At 54.6% G+C, this 1439-nt stretch carries 1 protein-coding gene; it reads left to right on the top strand.

From position 1 onward, the window contains the following. Nucleotides 1-65 precede the first annotated feature (65 nt). On the top strand, nucleotides 66-1430 hold the full coding sequence (locus tag RE6C_RS15555; protein WP_008657975.1) for a transposase: 1365 nt from the start codon (nucleotides 66-68) through the stop codon (nucleotides 1428-1430). Nucleotides 1431-1439: the final 9 nt, after the last annotated feature.

The raw sequence follows: 1439 nt of genomic DNA, 5'->3' as shown, positions 1-1439 counted from the left end.
CTGAAATTGCGTAGTCTACCTTTCGGCCAGGATTCGATGACAACCGATGCAAGGATGCGCATGCAATGGGTGACAAGAAAGGACTCGACAAATTTTTGGAGCAGTGTCCGTTCGCGGTGTTGACCCAGGTTGCTTTGCGTGGCCTGATTCACAACGAGTTCGATGACTTGTTTCATGAAAATCGTAGCCGGCAGTACGAGGGCGAACAAAAGTTCTCGGCGATGGCAAATGCCGTCGCGGACGTCGTGCTCCGGTTTGCCGAAAACTTTCGACAAGCCTATTCCAAGCATCGAGAAGAACTCGGTGTTTCGTTAACGAGCTTCTACAACAAGATCAACGCTACCGAGCTCCAAACGTCCGAGGCGGTCGTCGCACGCACCGCCAATCGTGCAGCAAAGTTGCAGGACCAGCTCGGTGTCGAAACGTGGCAAGTGCTCGAAGGCTACAATGTCTACGCGATCGATGGAAACCATCTTCAAGAGAGCGAGAAGCGACTGAAGCCGCTTCGCCAACTGCACGACGCTCCGCTGGCCGGGACGACGGTCGCGAGATTTGATCTGCAGCGGCAACTCTTCGATCGCGCGTACCTATTGGCTGACGCCCATGCTCAAGAGAGCACGACGCTTGTTCGCGTTCTGGATGACTTGGGCGAAGGCGACTTGTTGCTGGCCGATCGACACTTCTGCATTCTTTCTTTTCTTCGAGCCGCCAACGAAAAGGGCTGCTCCTTCTTAGTTCGCCAGCACGGTCGTTTCAAAGGCGTCCTGGTCGGCAGTCGCCGCGAAATCGGCCGAACAGAGACAGGTGTGGCTTACGAACAAACAATCAAAACGAGTAGCGCCCCAGACGCGTTGGTGATGCGTCGTGTTAGCGTCGAATTGGATCAGCCGACTCGCGATGGAGACAAGGTGATTCACTTGCTGACGAATCTTCCGCCGGAGGTAGATGCGAGGAAGATTGCCGAGCTCTATCACCTTCGCTGGGAAGAGGAGACCGGCTTTTTTTACCTGACGACGACAATGACCAGCGAGTTGAAGTCCGTCGGCAACCCTCAGGCGGCGTTGTTTCTATTCTGCATGGCGATGATGGCATTCAATGCACGTCAGGTCGTTTTCGCCTCGCTGTACGCAGAGCATGAAGAGGAGCTGGTTAACGAAGTAAGCCATCACGCTGTCTCGGTGGAGGTATCGCGTTACAGCGACGGGATGTTGGTGGTGTTGGATGACAGCTTTTGGCAGCGATATCTTGGCGATCAATTCGAACAACTCACGACGTGTCTGCGTGAGGTGAGCGCTGCAGTCAATCCGTCGGCTTATCGCAAAAGCAAACGCGGCCCCAAGAAACCAGTGGAGAAACCACCCCACACCCGCCCCAAAAACCACGTCTCAACAGCAAAGCTTCTCGCACAAGCCAAATCTGAAACACCTTGAAAGCCCTGG

It is taken from the genome of Rhodopirellula europaea 6C, assembly GCF_000338295.1.
Taxonomy (GTDB): domain Bacteria; phylum Planctomycetota; class Planctomycetia; order Pirellulales; family Pirellulaceae; genus Rhodopirellula; species Rhodopirellula europaea.
Note: the sequence above shows the minus strand (reverse complement) of the source record. Positions and strands in the feature narration are given on the sequence as shown.

Excerpts from the sequence above, each read along its gene's own strand:
- RE6C_RS15555 (WP_008657975.1), top strand. The coding sequence starts at position 66 with ATGGGTGACAAGAAAGGACTCGACAAATTTTTGGAGCAGTGTCCGTTC.